Origin of the sequence: Aeromonas sp. SE22 (genome assembly GCF_038739755.1) — a bacterium.
Lineage (GTDB): Bacteria > Pseudomonadota > Gammaproteobacteria > Enterobacterales > Aeromonadaceae > Aeromonas > Aeromonas jandaei.
In genome coordinates, this window is the sequence record NZ_JBCGFD010000003.1 from 255,277 (window position 1) to 271,141 (window position 15,865).

Consider the following 15,865-nt stretch of genomic DNA (forward strand, 5'->3'; position numbering starts at 1 on the left):
ATAAGCGAAAATTTTGGTTAGTCTTTGTCCGTGTCCTCATCACGCGGCACTCATTTTTTAGCCGAATCTGAACAAAAACTGTTCATTCAAAAAAAAATGAGGGTTTTAATGCATTTATCTGTGCTGGGGACTATGCAAAGTATGATTTTTTTGTGCCATAATCACGCCGCTTGCTAAACGTCTGGCGAGTTCAAGGGAGCTTTAAAAATGAAAAAATTGTTGTTGGTAGGTGTTGTTGGTCTGTCCGCTCTGCTGGGTGGTTGCGCAAACACTAGCGAACTGGAAACTTCCGTTCAGAATCTGTCTAACAAAGTTGACCAGCTGGCTCAAGATGTTAGCGCTGTTCGTGCTGATCAGTCCAAGATCGCTGCTGATGTTGCTGAAGCCAAGCAAGAAGCTATGCGTGCTAACCAGCGCATCGACAACATGGCTACTAAGTACAAGAAGTAAGCCATGCGAAAAAAATGGCGCAGTTATGCGCCATTTTTTTTTGCCTGAAATTCCCCATCCCCGCATTCCCTTTTGACCCCAGAGGTCATGCCGGTCTCCCGGCACGCCCCTTCTTCATCCCTTCAAGACTCGATCAATAGAGCAGGCTATAGAGCTTGCGACGGTAATTTTGTGCCACAGGTGTGCTGCCCATGGTTGCCAGAATGTCGAGATAGGTCTTTCTGGCATCGCCAAAAGCAAGATCCCGCTTGAGGATGGCAAGCAGCAGTCCCAGCGCCTCTTCCTGACGACCTGCCTGGTTGTATTGCACCGCCAGCTCCTGCGCCAGCGCAAAGTCATCCGGATTTTCGGCATGGCGAGCCTCCAGCGCACGCAGCTCAGGGCTGTCCGCCGCTTGCAGAGCCAGTGCCAGCCGTGAGGTCAGGGCATGGAAATGGCTATCCTGTGCCACCATCGGAATATTGCCGAGCCGCTCCTGTGCTTCATCGAGCAGGTTAAGATCGAGCGCGGCCTGAATGAGCCAGAGGCTGATGTCGTGGCGCTCCGGAGCGATCTGATGAGCTTTGCCCAGATGAGCATAAGCCTCGCCGGGCTGGCCGTCGGCCAGTGCCTGTTGCCCCTTGGCAAACAGCTCCTCTTCCTCTTTTGGCGCGAAGGCTGCGAAGAACTGGCGCAGGGTCGCTTCATCCTGCGGACCTTCAATGATCCCCTGTTCATCCGGACGTCCCTGATGGAACAGCACCAGTGCCGGCAGGGCGCGCAGGGCGAGCTGGCTGGCCAGCGGTTGCAGCTGGGGATTGTTCATGTCTACTTTGGCCAGCGTGACCTGTTCGTTGGCAGGCCCAACCAGCGATTCGATCAACGGCGTCATTCCCTGGCACTCCGGCATCTGCGGCGCATGGAAATAGATGACGACCGGCTTCTTCATGGAGGCATCGATCAGTTCTGCGTGAAAATTCTGGGGAGTAATGTCGACGATCATCAGTTGGACTCTTCCGAAAGGGTTTGGAACAACATGGGGGTGAGGGGATGGCAATTCAAGCGCTCATCCAGCCGGTAGCCATTGACCGCAGTCGTGGCGGCGGCAAGGCTGAGCCAGCCACTGGCAAAGGGCCAATCCTGAACCTGATAGTGCTGCTCATCGAGCTGGTTATCGAGGCGCCACGCCTCATCAGGGATGAAGCGTACTTTCTCAAGCCCGGCGGCGATGCCACCACCGTGGGCCTTGAGTACGGCCTCCTTGCGTGACCAGAGCCGGTAGAAGGCGCTCTCCTGCTCATTCTCCGGCAGGGCGCAGAGCCACTCATATTCACTTTGTGCATAAAACCGCCGGGCAAGGGGCAGGGGAGAGTGCCGTCTTTTGCCCAGCTCGATATCCACTCCGAGCGGCCCTTGCTGACAAAGTGCCAGCACCAGCCAGGATCCACTGTGGCTGAGATTGAAATGCCAGCGCCCATCTTGCAGCTGCGGCTTGCCATGTTCCCCGTTGCTAAATTGCAACGCGGATGGCGAAGTGGCCAGTCTCTGTGCCAGAAGCTGGCGCAACACGGCCCGGCTGACCAGATACTCCTGACGGCGCGAATTGTGGCTCATTTGCTGCCAAATATGGTGTTCATCGGCCGATAACAGCTCGGGCAGGGTAGTGAGCAACTCCTGAGCAATCAGGGCCGGATTTAACAAAAAAAGATCGGTAGCGATCATAATTTTTCACTTTAAAAGGGTGGTGAAGCAGGGATAAATGCCACTTATCTCTGAGCCGGATGGCCGCTTTTGCGATTGTATATTGTTTGGCCATGATCACATTAATTATGAAAAATCGTGCATTTCCTTGCAAAAATGTGAGCCCGATAGGGATTTTCACTTGCCTCGATAGAATTCTTGGATATAGTCGGGTGCTGTTGCCTTATTAATTGCCTTTCGGGGCCGTATTTTAACAAGATTTCTATTTTTGCGGGGATAAAGGATTGCGCCACCTGATGCTACTGCTGGTCGCGCTCGGAATGGTGGGTTGTGCCTCGGCACCCCAAACCGAGGTCGCGAGCAAGATCGAAGTTTCCATGATGGAACCCGTTATTGAACCGGAAGCTTCGCAAACACCTGATGTGAATGAAATCCTGACAGTTTATAAAGAGTGGCGTGGCGTTCCGTACCGGATGGGTGGCAGTAGCCAGCGTGGTATCGATTGTTCCGCCTTTGCCCGTGAAGTGTTCCGCAATGCCGTCGGTGTCGAGTTACCCCGAGACACCCGCTCCCAAGTCCATGAAGGGACTCGTGTTTCCAAGAAGGATCTGGTCGAGGGTGATCTGGTCTTCTTCAAAATCAATCGTCGTCTCAATCATGTCGGCATCTATGTCGGGAATGGCGAGTTTATCCACGCCTCGACCCGAGCCGGTGTGACCCGCTCCAAGCTGGACAGCCAATACTGGCGCAGCAAGTTCTGGCAAGCGCGCCGGATCGATATCTGAGTCAGGCTGGACAAACGGCTCGCAGTACGGACTGTTTTTCCAACCTCACTTGAACCGGGCTCCTGAAGCCCGGTTTTTTATGGCTGCGATTTAGACTTTCGCAGGCCAAATCACTATAGTGTGGGCCCGTTTTTCTTCGGCAGGCCCAGCATGACATCCCGCAATGACCGCAAATCCGGACTCCATCCCCGCAACCGCCATCTCGATGGTTACGATTTTGAGGCGCTCTGCCGGCAGACTCCGGAGCTGGCCACTTATCTCTTTACCAACGACTACGGCAATCTCACCATCGATTTTGCCGATCCCGCTGCGGTCAAGGCTCTGAACCGGGCGTTGCTGGCTCACCACTACGGCATTATTCACTGGGATCTACCCGCCGGTTATCTTTGTCCACCCATTCCGGGGCGGGTCGATTATCTGCACCGGGTTGCCGATCTGCTGGCCGAGAGTGCCGGCAAGGTACCTGCCGGCAAAGGGGTGAGGGTGCTGGACATCGGGGTCGGAGCTAACTGTATCTATCCTCTGCTCGGTAGCCGTGAATATGGCTGGCGTTTTGTCGGCTCCGACATCGATCCGGTATCGGTGAAAGCGGCGGCTCTGCTGGCCAAAAGCAACGGACTTGGCAACCAGATCGAGTGTCGCCTGCAGGGCAATGCCGAAGATGTCTTTCGCGGCATCATAGGGCCGAAGGAGCGCTTTGCGCTGACCCTTTGCAATCCTCCCTTCCACGCATCGCTGGCAGAGGCGAGCAAGGGGAGCGAGCGCAAGCTGCGCAATCTGGGCAAAGAGGTGAAGGGGGCGCCGGTACTCAATTTTGGCGGCCAGAAAGCCGAGCTTTGGTGCGACGGGGGCGAGGCGGCGTTTCTGGCCAGGATGATCAATCAGAGCAAGGAGTTCGCCAGCCAGTGCCTCTGGTTCAGCTCGCTGGTTTCCAAGAAGGAGAATCTGCCAGCCGCCAAAAAGGCATTGACCTGGGTTGGGGCACGTCAGGTTCGGGTGCTTGAGATGGCGCAGGGCAACAAGGTGAGCCGGGTGTTGGCCTGGACCTTCTTCGATGATGCCGGCATGCGTGAATGGTGGTCAGCCCCGCGCTGAGCGGATTGAACAAGGCCCGTTGCGGGCCTTTTTTGATCGCCATTGGGATAGAAGTGAGGGCGAGATCCCTGTTGGAAATCGATTTCCTCATTGGTAGATAATGCTTTTTGATGTGATATGAGTAGTGACTTCTGCCTTGGTACAGGTGTACGCCGAGATTTTTTTGCACTTTCAGCTGTAACTTTAATAAAATAGGACTGGTTAGACCTCTTTACCGGCATTGAATCACATAGGGATCGGAACATGAAAGTTGTCGATTTTCTGAAGCGCAAGCGCGAAATTCTGGCGCAGCACCCCTTTGAGCTCAAGGATTGGCTCTCTCCGGCTATCCGCGACTACTGGCGTGAGTTTCAGCAAAAGGCACATCTTCACCCTCTGCTGGGACGGGTGCTGGACCTGCAAAGCGAAGCCCAGAACGCACAGCAGCAGAATGCCGACACCGTGGCTCAAGTGGCTAACGGTCAGCCTGCTGTGGCGCAGGATCCTGCCATTGAGCTGGAAGGCGAAGCCGCTGCGCTCTATGCCGAGCTGCAGTGCAAGATCGGCGAAGAGACCCATGTCGGCGAGTGGCTCCATATCGGCCAGCAGATGATCGATCAGTTTGCCGCGGTGACCGGCGATCATCAGTGGATCCATACCAATCCGGAGCGTGCGGCTGCCGAGTCGCCCTTCAAGACCACCATTGCGCACGGTTTCCTGACGCTGGCTCTGCTGCCGCAGCTGACCGGCTCGGTGGATGAGTCCACCCCTGAGTTTCCGACTGCTCGCATGGTAGTGAACTTCGGGCTGGATCAGGTGCGTTTCCCGTACCCCATCAAGGTGGAGAGCAACATCCGCGCTCGCACCAAGCTGGCACGGGTTACCCCCATCAAAGGCGGACTTGAGCTGCTCAAGGAGATCAAGGTGGAGATCGAAGGGATCCGCCGCCCGGGTTGCGTGATTGAGTCGGTGACTCGCATCTACTTCTGATCCCTCTTCGTTGACGATGAGCAAACGGGTTCGCAATAGCGAGCCCGTTTTCATTTTGGCCGTCAGGCGCTGCATGAACGTTCAGAGACGCTGCTTGTGCTTGATATGACTCACAAAATCGCGTTGTATGCGGTTAGCCAGCTCTCATTTTGGCAAGTCCGTTTCCTGAAACGGCAGCATGTTATGCCACTATCGACTTCTCAATCCCTATTCTGGAGACGATAGTGCCCATCAATCACAAGATTATTCTGCCACTGTTGTTCAGTCTCTTTATCCTGCTGATCCCGACGCACTGGATCCCGCTCGAGGGAATTACTGTGGTCGAGCAGCGGGTGGTCGCTATTTTCGTGCTGGCGGCGCTCTGCTGGATCCTGGAGCCCATCCCCATCTTCGCCACCTCTGTGCTGATCATCGTGCTGGAGCTACTGCTGCTCTCCGACAAGGGGCTCTGGTTCATGACGGCAGGCAAGAACGAGCCCGGGTTTGGTTCGCTGCTCAAGTCGACCGAGGTGATGGCAACCTTTGCCTCGCCGGTCATCATGCTCTTTCTCGGTGGCTTTTTTCTGGCCATCGCTGCAACCAAGTACCATCTGGATGTGAATCTGGCGCGGGTGCTGCTGCGTCCCTTCGGTCGCAACCCCAGAGTCGTGATGCTGGGGCTGATGCTCATTACCGCCACCTTCTCCATGTTCATGAGCAATACCGCTACCACGGCCATGATGCTGGCCATTCTGGCACCGGTACTGGCGGTATTCCCGGAGCGGGATCCGGCCAAGGTGGGGTTTGTGCTGGCCATTCCGCTGGCGGCCAATCTGGGCGGAATTGGTACCCCCATAGGTACGCCGCCCAACGCGGTGGCTCTCAAATATCTTACTGGCGAGCATGCCATCTCGTTTGGTCAGTGGATGGGTTTTGCGGTGCCCTTCGTCGCGCTCTTGCTGCTGCTTGGCTGGTTTCTGCTGGGGCGTTTCTTCCCGAGCCCGCTCAAACAGATCGAGCTGAAAATCGAGGGGCGTTTCATGCAGACGCCCCGGGCCTGGGTGGTCTATCTCACCTTCATTACCACCATAGTGCTCTGGCTGCTCGGTGATCTGCACGGCATGAACTCCTACGTCGTCGCCATGATCCCGGTCGCCGTCTTCCTGACGACAGGGATCATCACCAAGGATGACCTGCACAAGATCTCCCTCGATGTGCTCTGGCTGGTGTCGGGCGGGATTGCGCTGGGTCTGGCGCTGGAGGACTCAGGGCTGGCGGAGCGTCTCATTACTCACATACCGTTCCATGAGTACTCCACGCTCGCCGTACTGGTCGGGGCCTGCCTGTTGGCGGTGGTGATGGCCAACTTTATGTCCAATACGGCGACAGCCAACCTGCTGCTGCCGCTGGTGGCTGCACTGGCGGTCAGCATGCCGGAGCTTGCCGAGTGGGGCGGCAGCCATACCCTGATCCTGGCGGTGACCATCTCGGTATCGCTGGGCATGTCGCTCCCCATCAGTACGCCGCCCAATGCGCTGGCCCACGCCACCGGTCTGGTGGAGAGCCGTCAGATGGTGCGGATCGGCGTCATTATGGGGATGGTGGGCACCATGCTGGCGATGCTGTGGATCTATCAAATCGCGGCTTGGGGGCTGATCTAGTTGCCACTCTGTTGGTCTAATAAAAAAGAGGTGCCAATTTGGCTCCTCCTTTTTATTTTTGGGGCCTAGAAACTGGCACCCAGACTGAGGAGGTGCTTGTAATCGGTCTTGTTGAGAGATTGGCTGAACGGGCCCAGGTTTAACTCCCCTTCCTCTCGTTCGACTTCAGTGCTCCATGAGAGGCGCAGGTGGTCGTTGAAGTAGTAACGCATGCCAATGCTGCCAGATATATCCTGGTTGAGAGTGATATAGGGGGAGGGTTGAGCCAGATACTTGGTATAGCTTCCTTTGCTGAACAGCTCGAATGGCTGCTGCCAGAAGGAGAGCGGTTGGCGGTAGTCCCAGAGTAGCTCCCCGATGGGATAGCTGATGGTATGTGAGCTTGAATAAAAGATGCTCAACAGCTCATTGTTGCGATAGTAGGCTCGCTGCATACCGCCTTGGGCAATAAGCTCGAGTCGCCGTTTTTTGTCATTCCAGAATCGATAACCGGGGCCCGAACCAAAGTCGAGTTTGAAATAGTAGTCGGCCAGCATGTCATATTCGGCATTGACCGAGCTGCGAATAAACCAGTGTTGATCGAAGAAATAGTCGAGGGTGGGAGTCACCTTGTAGTCATGGCTATCGGTGACGTTGTTGGAGGTCTCGTAGTTATATTCTCCCGAAAGGGTGTAACGCCAGTCGAGATTAGCCACTTCAGTTGTGCCTTTGACGTTGACGTTGTTGGTCTTCTTGTCGTTGTCCCTGATCTTGACGTTGAGATCGCCGCTGCCGCTCCAGAGCCAGGCATTGCGCTCATCATTCCCATCCTCGAACAGTTTTATGCCGCCCTTGGCTGTCGCCTTGGGCTTCTCCTGCTTTTCGAGTCGCCAGCGTTTTATGGCATCACGTTTGACGGTCACTGACCCGCTATAGGGCAGGGCAATCCGTACCGACTGGTCGGTGATCTCTTCAATGGTACCGGTTAGGCGATCACCATTTTGCATCCATAGGATGTCTTTGGCCCAAAGCGGCCGGCTGGAGAGCAGCAAAAAGAGCAGCAGGTATCTCATGGTTTGGGGCGACTCCGTGCCGTGTCAGCCGCTGATGGGCTTGGGCAAGCCATTCTTCAGTGCCAGAGTCTCAGCGACTGCACTCTGTTCTACTTCGGGGGCCGCAATAAATTGTTCTACCTCCGGGGTGAGAACAAGAGGCGCGCCCTGCTCCATCTCCTCTTCCGTGCGTGACAGAGGAGAGTGCACTTCCAGCCAGCGACGGCCGTCAGGCTCGATGGCAACCTTGACCGGTTGATTGATGACCCGCACCGGCGTACCGATTGGCACCATCTTGAAGAGGGACTCGATATCATCAGGGCGCAGCCGGATACAGCCCGCGCTCACCCGCAGGCCTACACCAAAATCCTTGTTGGTACCGTGAATGAGATAGTCCCGTTTGCCATAACCAAGGCGCATGGCGAATTTGCCGAGAGGATTGTCCGGTCCCGGTGGTACAACCGCTGGCAGTGTGATCCCCTGCTGCTCCAGCCAGGATTTGCGCACCATGGGGCCCGGTACCCAACTCGGATCCGGTGTCTTCTCGATGATGGTGGTGGTCATCTCGGGTGTCTCGCGACCGATGTCGCCGATCCCGATGGGCAGCACGATCACTTCCTGCTTCCCTTTTGGGAAGTAGTAGAGGCGCAGCTCGGGCAGATTGATGACGATCCCCTCGCGCGGGACATCGGGCAGCAGCATCTGGGTCGGCAGGGTCAAGCGGGTGCCCGGCTTGGGTAAATAGGGATCAACACCGGGATTTGCTTCAAGCAGCGCCAAAAAACCAATTTGGGTATGTTTGCCAACCAGCTCCAGATACTCATCCTGCTGGATGAAGTAATCCTCCAGCTCACCAATCAGGCGGCTGCCAGCTGCGGGAAGTGGATAACTTCTGGCCTGTACGGGGAGTGCAGACATCAGGGCCAGCAGCAGAAAGAGGAGGGGTTTTATTGGCATCGGTGTTCCATCGGTTGGAGTGGGGCAAGGTGATTGCGACTTAATGCCCCGACAGTCATCTCTGTTCTTTTTTGGCCTTGTTGCGCAAGGCTATTTGCGACAAAAGCGCGTTGAGGCGACAGTAAACCAGCCAAAAGCGGCGACTGTCACCCATTTTGTCACAAGGGGCTGATAAACCGCGAAAAACTGACTCGAATGGCAAACAGGACAAGATGGGTGAATCTTTTTATCTGGCCAGACAATCCTGTCTGGCTTGTTTGGTGTCGACAGGGGTTGCATGGAGAGTAAGGGAGAGATTGCTGGCTAAAAAGCATTCACTCGATTGATAAGTAAGAAATTTTCATTGCATTATTCCCCTTGCTTGGGTAAAAAATCATCCCACGGAGAGATGCCGGAGTGGCCGAACGGGATTGACTCGAAATCAATTGTGGCAGCAATGCCACCCAGGGTTCGAATCCCTGTCTCTCCGCCACATACCAAGCCCAACCTGTTTCGCAGGTTGGGCTTTTTCTTTTGGTGATGTGCTGAGGGACTATCCGGCCGCCTGTGTATCTGTTGTCATCGAGCCGGATGAATGCGGTTGGATGCTCGCCGTGCCCGCCAGGCCTGAATGCGCGCCTGGGTGCCGATGACGAAGACGAAGAAGACCGGCACGAAGAAGATGGCCAGCAGGGTGCCGCTGATCATGCCGCCAAACACGCCGGTGCCGATGGCGTGCTGGGTCTCCGCGCTGGCGCCACTGGCGAGCATCAAGGGCACCACCCCGAGGGTGAAGGCCAGCGACGTCATCAGAATGGGGCGCAGGCGCAGGCGGGCAGCAGTGACAGCAGCATCAAGCAGCGAGCGCCCTTCGCCGTGCAACTGGCGCGCAAACTCCACGATGAGGATGGCGTTCTTGGCCGACAGACCGATGATGGTGATCATGCCTACTTTAAAGAAGACGTCGTTGGGCATGCCGCGCAGCATCACGGCCGCGACGGCACCGAGCAGGCCCAGCGGCACCACCAGCATCACCGAGAGCGGGATCGACCAGCTCTCGTAGAGTGCCGCCAGCACCAGGAAGACCACCAGCGCGGACAACAGCATCAGCAGGGGTGCCTGCTCGGCCGACTGGCGCTCTTGCAACGACTGTCCCGTCCAGGCCAATGCGAAGCCTGGCGGCAATTGCGCCACCAGACGCTCCATCTCCGCCATCGCCGCTCCGCTGGAGATGCCGGGCGCTGCCCCCCCGGCAATACGCACGGCAGGGAAGCCATCGAAGCGCATCATCTGTTGCGGCGATTCGCGCCATTCCGGTGTCACCACCTCCCGCAGGGGCACCATGCCGCCGCTGGCATTGCGCACCCGCAGGCCGAGCACGTCATCGAGCTGCATGCGCGCCGACGCGTCTGCCTGCAGAATGACCTGCTGCATGTGCCCGCTGTTTGGGAAGTCGTTGACGTAGAGCGATCCCATCGCGGCCGACAGGGTACTGCTTACGCTGGCGAACGAGAGTCCCATGGCTTCGGCCTTCTGTCGGTTGATCTCGAGGTGAATGCTCTCGCCGGGAGGCAGGTTGTCGGGATACACATCACTGACCACCTTGCTGTTGGCGGCCAGTTCCAGCAGTTGGGCCTGAGCGGCCAGCAGCGCGGCGTCCCCCCGGTTGGCTCTGTCTTGCAGGAACAGGGTGAAGCCGGAGGCGGTGCCCAGCTCGTCGATAGCGGGCGGCAGCAGGCTCATTACCGTGCCTTCAGGAATATTTGCCATGGCTGCTTGTGCCAGATCTGCCTCTTCGGCTGCCGTGGCGCCATGACGCTGATCCCAATCTTGGAGCATGGTGAAGGCCATGGCGGCATTGGGGCCAGCGCCGGAGAAGCTGAAGCCCTGCACCACCAGGTTGGTGTCTAGCGTCTCGCGAGAGGCGACGTGAGCCTCGAAGGCCTTGACCACCTCAAGAGTACGCTCGCTGGTGGCGCCGGTTGGCAGCTGGATGGAGGTCATGAAGTAACCCTGATCCTCGTCCGGCAGGAAAGAGGAGGGCAGCTGGGCGGCAGCGAGGGCCAGCACTGCGCAGAGGGCGGCAAAGGTTGCCATCATCCGTCCACTGCGCCCGACCAGCCGGGTTACCCGCGCACCGTAGCCTGCCGTGAACCGCTCGAAACCCCGGTTGAAGGCACCGAAGAAGCCGCGCTTCTCATGATGACTCGGACTGACCGGACGCAGCAAGGTGGCGCAGAGCGCAGGCGTCAGGGTCAGGGCGAGGAAGGCCGAAATGAGGATCGACACCGCCATCGACAGGGTGAACTGCTGGTAGATGACCCCCACCGAGCCGCTGCCAAACGCCATGGGGAGGAACACCGCCGTGAGCACCAAGGTGATGCCGATCACCGCTCCGGTGATCTCCTTCATGGCCTGCGAGGTCGCCTCACGGGGCGACAGCCCCCGGGTGGCCATCAGGCGCTCGACATTCTCCACTACTACGATGGCGTCGTCGACTATGATGCCGATGGCCAGCACCATGCCGAACATGGTGAGGGAGTTGATCGAAAAACCGGCCAGCAGCATCACCGCGAAGGTGCCAAGCAGAGCGATGGGGGCGACGATGGCCGGGATCAGGGTGTAGCGCAGGTTCTGCAGGAAGAGAAACATCACCAGAAACACCAGCACCATGGCTTCCTGCAAGGTGTGGATCACCTTTTCGATGGAGACCTTGACGAAGGGGGCCGAGTCAAACGGGATCGAATAGGCCATGCCCGCCGGCAGCGTGGGGGCGAGCTGGGCGAGACGGGTGCGCACCGCATCTGCGGTACGCACGGCGTTGGCGCCGGGGGAGAGCTGGATGGCGGCGCTGGTGGCGGCCACGCCGTTCTCCCGATTGGAAAAGGCGTAAGATTGCGCCCCCAGCTCGACCCGGGCGACATCACCCAGCACCAGCTTGGCGCCATCGCCACCGGCTCGCAGCACGATGGCGGCGAATGCCTCGGGTGTCGTCAGTTGGCCTTGAACCGTGAGGGGAACCGTCAGGCGCTGTCCCGGCAGGGCGGGTTCATCACCGAGGCGCCCCGGTGCAATCTGGATGTTCTGCTGCTCGATGGCCTGCGCCACCTCGCTGATGGTCAGCCCATAGGCGGCGAGTTTGGCCGGATCTACCCAGATGCGCATGGCCTGCTCGGCGCCAAACAGTTGCACTCGTCCTACCCCGTCGATGCGGCGCAACTCCTGCACAATATTGCGTGCCATGTAGTCGTTGAGGGCAACCTCATCGAAGCGGCCATCCGGTGAGGTCATGCCGACCATCATCAGAAAGCCGGATGTGGCGGACTCCACCTGCAGGCCGGTTTGCCGCACCGTTTGTGGCAAGCGAGGCTCGACCGCCTTGATGCGGTTTTGCACGTCCATCTGGGCCAGCTCCGGATCGGTGCCCGGCTTGAAGGTGGCGGTGATCTGCGCGCTGCCCGAGGCGTCCACCGACGACTCGAAGTAGAGCAGGTTCTTCACTCCCGACAGCTCGCGCTCGATAAGGCTCACCACCGCATCGTTCAGGGTCTGCGGCGTGGCGCCCGGATAGGTGGCATAGAGGGTCACCGACACCGGCGCCACCGAGGGATAGCGGGAGATGGGGAGCTTGGGGATGGCGATGACCCCTGCCAGCACGATGAACAGGGCGATCACCCAGGCAAACACCGGGCGATGGATAAAAAACTGCGGCATGGATAACTCTCCGATTCAGCGAATGCCACCGTCAGCCGGTTGGCTGACGGCGGGTGGTTGCCAGGGGGAGGCAATGACCTGAATCCCCGGGGTCAGACGGTCGAGCCCTTCGATCACCACCTGTTGCCCGGCACTGAGCCCGGACGCGATGCGGTACTGGCTATTCACCAGTTCAGCGGTGTTGACCGGAACCAGCTGTGCCTGCCCCTGGCCATCCACCACCCACACGCTGGTCTGACCCGATGTGCGAACTACCGCCTGCTGGGGCACGGTCAGGGCGTTGGCATAGCGGGCCCGGGGAATGCGCGCCTGTACGTAGAGGCCGGGCAAGAGCCGCCGCTCCGGGTTGTCCACCAGTACCCGCAGCAGTACGTCACCGGTTCCGGCATCGACCTCTATGCCGGAGAAGAGGATGCGCCCCTGCATTCCCAGCGGTGTGCCATTGCTACCGAGGATCTCCACCGCCAGTTCCGGTGCCGTTGAGCCAGCCTGCTGGCGCAGGGATTCCAGCACCGAGGCCGGTTGGCGCACATCGACGTAGACCTGATCAATCTGCTGGATCCTGGCCATGGGGGTGGCATCGGTGGGCGACACCAGGGCCCCTTCACTCACCAGCGCCTGATCGATGCGTCCGGCGATGGGGGCCTCCACGCTGGCAAATTGCAGGTTCAGTTGGTGCCGGGCCAGAGTCGCCCTGGCCTGGGCCACATCGGCGGCCGCCTGATCCCGTTGGGAGACCGCGTCGTCATAGGTCTGGCGGCTGATGGCGTCGGTGCGCAGCAGTGGCTTCAGGCGGTCAATCTGGATGCGGGCGTGGGCCAGCACCGCCTCGGCCCTTTGCAATGCGGCGGCGGCGCTGTCGACATCGGCCTTGAAGGGGGCCGGGTTTATCTGGAACAGCACGGTGCCTGCGCTGATCTCGGCGCCCTGCTCGAACAGGCGGCGCTGCACGATGCCGCTGATCTGGGCGCGAATGTCGGCGCTGCGCAGTGCCGCCACCCGGGCGGGCAGATCCTCGTTGATGACCAGCTCCCGACCAGTCAGAGTCAGCACCGACACCTGAGGCAGGGCGGGTGCCTCCTGCTCTTGCGGCGCAGCGTCGCAACCCGCCAACCCGAATGCGGTAATGACGGCGAGCAGGGCGCCCGCATACCGCTGTTTGACAAACATCATCCACTCACCTCGTTAAACCGTCTCTCCGGTGTGATGTGACCGGAGAGTGCATCGAGCGGCCATTATGGCGAGGGGCTATTGCGAATGATTCGAGGCTTTGTGGAGAATCCATGGAGGCGATGATAAAGTTCAACGCCACCTTTTTTCGAGTCCGACTATGTCCCATCTCAATGCTTCCGCCAGCCCGGCGGGCCAGTCACTGGTACTGATTGCAGAGGATGAAGCCGAGATCGCCGACATCCTCGCCGCTTACCTGCAACGTCATGGCTTGCGCTCCCTGCACGCCGCCGATGGCCGTGAAGCGCTGGCCATGCATCAGGCATTCAAACCCGATCTCCTGCTGCTGGATGTGCAGATGCCGCTACTGGATGGCTGGCAGGTGCTCAGCGAGATCCGGGCGCGTGGCGATACGCCGGTGATCATGTTGACCGCCCTCGATCAGGATCTCGACAAGCTGATGGGGCTGCGCATGGGGGCGGATGACTATGTGGTCAAACCCTTCAATCCGGCCGAAGTGGTGGCGCGAGTGCAGGCCGTGCTCCGGCGCACCCGGGCCGTAACGCCAGCCACGGCGAACGTGTTGCGGGTCGGTCAGTTTCAGATCGATCTGGAGAGCCACGAGGCCAGCATTTTCCGCGATGACCAGCAGCAGGTGCTGGAGCTGACCCTGACCGAGTTCAAGTTGCTCGCCTCTTTGATGCGGGCGCCGAAACGGGTGTTCAGTCGCGCCGAACTGCTGACTCACTGCCTGCCCGAGGGGGATACCCAGGAGCGCACTGTGGATAGCCACATCAGCAAGTTGCGCAAAAAACTGGAGACACACGGCATTCAGGGAGTCCCCGCCAGTGTCTGGGGGGTTGGCTATCGCTTCGGGGGCGATGCATGAGATCGGCGCCAGGCCTGCGCAGGCAAATCATCCGCTCCCTGGGGCTGATGGCGCTCGGCATCATCTCCCTTGCGGTGATCGGTACCTATGTGTTCTATGCCGTCACTACGGCGTATTTGCCTAACAGTATCTCCGAGACCTGGGTTCCTTCGAGAGTCGAGATGTTATGGATCGGCTCTACCATCCTGCTTTCATTGGGAATGGCGCTGTACGTGGCGGTTCGCCTCTCTCGCCGCATCCTGACTCCGCTCAACTCGGTTGCAACCAGCCTGCGCGAGGTAGCCGAGGGCAAGCTCGATGCGCGCGTGCCGGAGGATGAGCAGGCGATCGGGGAGACGGCGCAACTGGTGCGCGACTTCAACACCATGGCCGAGCGGCTGCAGAACATGACCCGCGAGCGGGAGTTCTGGAATGCCGCCATTGCCCACGAATTGCGCACACCGGTGACCATTTTGCGTGGCCGCTTGCAGGGGCTGGCCGAAGGGGTATTTCCTCCCAGCAGCGAACTCTTCGAGGGGTTGCTGCGTCAGGTGGAGGGGCTCAATCACCTGATCGAGGATTTGCGGGTATTGAGCCTCAACGACAGCGGCCATCTGGAGTTGCAGCGGACCGAGGTCAGGTTGGCCGACGAGCTTGCCGTGGTGCTTGAGGCATTTGCCAGCCCTCTGGCGGCGAGCGGATTTGTGTTGCAGCGGGAGCTGGATAGCGAACTGCATGTTTGCTGCGATCTGTTTCGTATCCGTCAGGCCCTGATGGCGCTGTTGGAAAATGCCCAGAAGCACGCGCTGCCGGGCCTGCTGACCGTGCGGCTGCATCGCTCGGAGAGTGTGTGCGTTCTGAGTGTGGAAGATGAGGGGCCAGGCATCAGCGAGGAGATCGCCGCCTGTATCTTCGATGCGTTTCGTCGGGGAGATCCGTCACGCTCGCGCAAGAGCGGTGGTAGCGGACTTGGGCTCGCCGTGGTCAAGGCGATTGCAGAGGCGCACGGCGGCAGCGCGGTTTGCCAATCTACCGGACGGGGAGGGAGCCGATTCGTGCTCTCCTGGCCCATATCGGCCATTTCCGGTTGCCCTGAAACATAGCCAGCGGGTAGCAGGTTATGGCGAAGCTATGCTTCTGACCGCTGCCTACACAGTGGCATTCGACAAGCTAGTGCCATACAGACTTTCCACCGCTTGTGCAGGGGGAACAAGGGAGGTTGGTGCATGGCTCATTTGGTGCGAAATCATGGTTTCTTGCTGTCAAAAATTGAAACCGTTTTCAGAAATCCTTTTCAACTGTGATCCGCTTCAAAGCTTTTTGAAGCGCCAACCTCTAGCATTGGCTCCACGAATTAGGGGCTAGCGCTCCCGATTTTCCCGCTGTGGGAGATAACTGGTAAATCCGGCTATTTCCTTCGTTACTTTCGACGGTCATCACGGATGGCCGTTTTTTTTTGAGTTATTTCACTGTAAAGGGTCGAGTGGCCGGCGCTTTACCGTTAAAATTCCGCTTTTGCATCTGCCC

Annotated in this window: 13 protein-coding genes and 1 tRNA gene; 8 read left to right on the forward strand and 6 right to left on the reverse strand. The window is 58.7% G+C overall.

The window, feature by feature from the left end:
• Window positions 1–207: 207 nt before the first annotated feature.
• Window positions 208–450 carry an Lpp/OprI family alanine-zipper lipoprotein gene (locus AAHA39_RS08145; RefSeq protein ID WP_033115038.1) on the forward strand — a complete coding sequence of 81 codons (243 nt, stop codon included), beginning with the start codon at window positions 208–210 and terminating at the stop codon, window positions 448–450.
• A 133-nt stretch (window positions 451–583) separates the two neighbouring features.
• On the opposite strand, the gene AAHA39_RS08150 is transcribed toward AAHA39_RS08145, so the two are convergent.
• Window positions 584–1,432, reverse strand: a complete 849-nt coding sequence (locus tag AAHA39_RS08150) for a tetratricopeptide repeat protein (RefSeq protein ID WP_320656245.1) — start codon at window positions 1,430–1,432, stop codon at window positions 584–586.
• Window positions 1,432–2,151 (reverse strand): 4'-phosphopantetheinyl transferase family protein, encoded by a 720-nt coding sequence (locus AAHA39_RS08155; RefSeq protein ID WP_320656244.1) that lies wholly within the window; start codon window positions 2,149–2,151, stop codon window positions 1,432–1,434. Before AAHA39_RS08155 ends, AAHA39_RS08150 begins: the two co-directional genes overlap by 1 nt.
• Window positions 2,152–2,426: 275 nt before the next feature.
• On the opposite strand from AAHA39_RS08155, the gene AAHA39_RS08160 reads away from it, so the two are divergent.
• The 4 genes from AAHA39_RS08160 (at window position 2,427) to AAHA39_RS08175 (ending at window position 6,619) form a co-directional block, all read left to right on the forward strand.
• Window positions 2,427–2,915 (forward strand): C40 family peptidase, encoded by a 489-nt coding sequence (locus AAHA39_RS08160; protein ID WP_033114246.1) that lies wholly within the window; start codon window positions 2,427–2,429, stop codon window positions 2,913–2,915.
• A 150-nt stretch (window positions 2,916–3,065) separates the two neighbouring features.
• A complete protein-coding gene (rlmF, locus tag AAHA39_RS08165) occupies window positions 3,066–4,010 on the forward strand; it encodes a 23S rRNA (adenine(1618)-N(6))-methyltransferase RlmF (RefSeq protein WP_320656243.1) in 945 nt (314 codons plus the stop codon).
• A 243-nt stretch (window positions 4,011–4,253) separates the two neighbouring features.
• Window positions 4,254–4,979 carry a MaoC family dehydratase gene (locus AAHA39_RS08170; protein WP_320656242.1) on the forward strand — a complete coding sequence of 242 codons (726 nt, stop codon included), beginning with the start codon at window positions 4,254–4,256 and terminating at the stop codon, window positions 4,977–4,979.
• Between the two features lie 224 nt (window positions 4,980–5,203).
• Window positions 5,204–6,619, forward strand: a complete 1,416-nt coding sequence (locus AAHA39_RS08175) for an SLC13 family permease (protein ID WP_320656241.1) — start codon at window positions 5,204–5,206, stop codon at window positions 6,617–6,619.
• A gap of 65 nt (window positions 6,620–6,684) precedes the next feature.
• Here AAHA39_RS08175 and AAHA39_RS08180 read toward each other — a convergent pair whose 3' ends face one another.
• Both AAHA39_RS08180 and AAHA39_RS08185 read right to left on the reverse strand, forming a co-directional pair.
• Window positions 6,685–7,671, reverse strand: coding sequence for a DUF481 domain-containing protein (locus AAHA39_RS08180; RefSeq protein WP_320656240.1), 987 nt, complete (start codon window positions 7,669–7,671; stop codon window positions 6,685–6,687).
• A gap of 24 nt (window positions 7,672–7,695) precedes the next feature.
• The gene (locus AAHA39_RS08185; RefSeq protein ID WP_320656239.1) at window positions 7,696–8,607 is read right to left on the reverse strand and encodes a L,D-transpeptidase family protein; all 912 of its coding nucleotides are present in this window, start codon (window positions 8,605–8,607) and stop codon (window positions 7,696–7,698) included.
• A 382-nt stretch (window positions 8,608–8,989) separates the two neighbouring features.
• Between AAHA39_RS08185 and AAHA39_RS08190 the strand changes: the two genes are divergently transcribed.
• A tRNA-Ser gene (locus AAHA39_RS08190) sits at window positions 8,990–9,079 on the forward strand.
• Between the two features lie 86 nt (window positions 9,080–9,165).
• Here the strand turns inward: AAHA39_RS08190 and AAHA39_RS08195 are convergent.
• Both AAHA39_RS08195 and AAHA39_RS08200 read right to left on the reverse strand, forming a co-directional pair.
• Window positions 9,166–12,300, reverse strand: coding sequence for a multidrug efflux RND transporter permease subunit (locus AAHA39_RS08195; RefSeq protein ID WP_320656238.1), 3,135 nt, complete (start codon window positions 12,298–12,300; stop codon window positions 9,166–9,168).
• A 15-nt stretch (window positions 12,301–12,315) separates the two neighbouring features.
• The gene (locus AAHA39_RS08200; protein ID WP_320656237.1) at window positions 12,316–13,473 is read right to left on the reverse strand and encodes an efflux RND transporter periplasmic adaptor subunit; all 1,158 of its coding nucleotides are present in this window, start codon (window positions 13,471–13,473) and stop codon (window positions 12,316–12,318) included.
• 157 nt (window positions 13,474–13,630) lie between these two features.
• Between AAHA39_RS08200 and AAHA39_RS08205 the strand changes: the two genes are divergently transcribed.
• Complete coding sequence (locus tag AAHA39_RS08205) at window positions 13,631–14,359, forward strand: response regulator (RefSeq protein WP_199427257.1); 729 nt, start codon at window positions 13,631–13,633, stop codon at window positions 14,357–14,359.
• Complete coding sequence (locus AAHA39_RS08210) at window positions 14,356–15,441, forward strand: ATP-binding protein (RefSeq protein WP_320656236.1); 1,086 nt, start codon at window positions 14,356–14,358, stop codon at window positions 15,439–15,441. The genes AAHA39_RS08205 and AAHA39_RS08210 overlap by 4 nt, the downstream gene beginning before the upstream one ends.
• Window positions 15,442–15,865: the final 424 nt, after the last annotated feature.

Excerpts from the sequence above, each read along its gene's own strand:
- rlmF (WP_320656243.1), top strand. The coding sequence starts at position 3,066 with ATGACATCCCGCAATGACCGCAAATCCGGACTCCATCCCCGCAACCGC.
- AAHA39_RS08205 (WP_199427257.1), top strand. The coding sequence starts at position 13,631 with ATGTCCCATCTCAATGCTTCCGCCAGCCCGGCGGGCCAGTCACTGGTA.
- AAHA39_RS08145 (WP_033115038.1), top strand. The coding sequence starts at position 208 with ATGAAAAAATTGTTGTTGGTAGGTGTTGTTGGTCTGTCCGCTCTGCTG.
- AAHA39_RS08150 (WP_320656245.1), bottom strand. The coding sequence starts at position 1,432 with ATGATCGTCGACATTACTCCCCAGAATTTTCACGCAGAACTGATCGAT.
- AAHA39_RS08180 (WP_320656240.1), bottom strand. The coding sequence starts at position 7,671 with ATGAGATACCTGCTGCTCTTTTTGCTGCTCTCCAGCCGGCCGCTTTGG.
- AAHA39_RS08195 (WP_320656238.1), bottom strand. The coding sequence starts at position 12,300 with ATGCCGCAGTTTTTTATCCATCGCCCGGTGTTTGCCTGGGTGATCGCC.
- AAHA39_RS08200 (WP_320656237.1), bottom strand. The coding sequence starts at position 13,473 with ATGATGTTTGTCAAACAGCGGTATGCGGGCGCCCTGCTCGCCGTCATT.
- AAHA39_RS08155 (WP_320656244.1), bottom strand. The coding sequence starts at position 2,151 with ATGATCGCTACCGATCTTTTTTTGTTAAATCCGGCCCTGATTGCTCAG.
- AAHA39_RS08160 (WP_033114246.1), top strand. The coding sequence starts at position 2,427 with ATGCTACTGCTGGTCGCGCTCGGAATGGTGGGTTGTGCCTCGGCACCC.
- AAHA39_RS08170 (WP_320656242.1), top strand. The coding sequence starts at position 4,254 with ATGAAAGTTGTCGATTTTCTGAAGCGCAAGCGCGAAATTCTGGCGCAG.
- AAHA39_RS08210 (WP_320656236.1), top strand. The coding sequence starts at position 14,356 with ATGAGATCGGCGCCAGGCCTGCGCAGGCAAATCATCCGCTCCCTGGGG.
- AAHA39_RS08185 (WP_320656239.1), bottom strand. The coding sequence starts at position 8,607 with ATGCCAATAAAACCCCTCCTCTTTCTGCTGCTGGCCCTGATGTCTGCA.